Genomic DNA, 1367 nt, shown 5'->3' with positions numbered 1-1367 from the left:
CAATCTGTGTGAACACTCGCAAGAATAGCGTCAGTAAGGAGGTGATCCAGCCCCAGGTTCCCCTAGGGCTACCTTGTTACGACTTCACCCCAGTCATGAACCACACCGTGGTAAACGCCCTCCCGAAGGTTAAGCTATCTACTTCTGGTGCAGCCCACTCCCATGGTGTGACGGGCGGTGTGTACAAGGCCCGGGAACGTATTCACCGTGGCATTCTGATCCACGATTACTAGCGATTCCGACTTCATGGAGTCGAGTTGCAGACTCCAATCCGGACTACGACAAACTTTAAGGGATTCGCTAAACATCGCTGTCTCGCTGCCCTCTGTATCTGCCATTGTAGCACGTGTGTAGCCCTACTCGTAAGGGCCATGATGACTTGACGTCGTCCCCACCTTCCTCCGGTTTATCACCGGCAGTCTCCCTGGAGTTCCCACCATTACGTGCTGGCAAACAAGGATAAGGGTTGCGCTCGTTGCGGGACTTAACCCAACATTTCACAACACGAGCTGACGACAGCCATGCAGCACCTGTCTCAGCGCTCCCGAAGGCACGCCTCTATCTCTAAAGGCTTCGCTGGATGTCAAGAGTAGGTAAGGTTCTTCGCGTTGCATCGAATTAAACCACATGCTCCACCGCTTGTGCGGGCCCCCGTCAATTCATTTGAGTTTTAACCTTGCGGCCGTACTCCCCAGGCGGTCTACTTAATGCGTTAGCGCCGAAAGCCAAAGTCTAAAACCTCAACCTCCAAGTAGACAGCGTTTACGGCGTGGACTACCAGGGTATCTAATCCTGTTTGCTACCCACGCTTTCGCATCTGAGCGTCAGTCTTTGTCCAGGGGGCCGCCTTCGCCACTGGTATTCCTTCAGATCTCTACGCATTTCACCGCTACACCTGAAATTCTACCCCCCTCTACAAGACTCTAGCCTGCCAGTTTCAAATGCGGTTCCGAGGTTGAGCCCCGGGCTTTCACATCTGACTTAACAAACCGCCTGCATGCGCTTTACGCCCAGTAATTCCGATTAACGCTCGCACCCTCCGTATTACCGCGGCTGCTGGCACGGAGTTAGCCGGTGCTTCTTCTGCAGCTAACGTCAAGCCGTGCACGTATTAAGTACACGACCTTCCTCACTGCTGAAAGTGCTTTACAACCCGAAGGCCTTCTTCACACACGCGGCATGGCTGCATCAGGGTCTCCCCCATTGTGCAATATTCCCCACTGCTGCCTCCCGTAGGAGTCTGGGCCGTGTCTCAGTCCCAGTGTGGCTGATCATCCTCTCAAACCAGCTAAGGATCGTTGCCTTGGTAAGCCATTACCTTACCAACTAGCTAATCCTAACTGGGCCCATCCCAACGCGATAGCTTA

At 53.8% G+C, this 1367-nt stretch carries 1 rRNA gene; it reads right to left on the bottom strand.

What is annotated here, in order from left to right:
- Positions 1 to 34: 34 nt before the first annotated feature.
- Positions 35 to 1367: ribosomal RNA gene (locus tag BZJ21_RS15285) — 16S ribosomal RNA — on the bottom strand; the annotation flags it as partial.

The sequence above is a fragment of the Salinivibrio costicola subsp. alcaliphilus genome, from assembly GCF_001996185.1.
GTDB classification, from domain to species: domain Bacteria; phylum Pseudomonadota; class Gammaproteobacteria; order Enterobacterales; family Vibrionaceae; genus Salinivibrio; species Salinivibrio costicola.
This window is presented reverse-complemented; position numbering and strand designations above follow the sequence as displayed.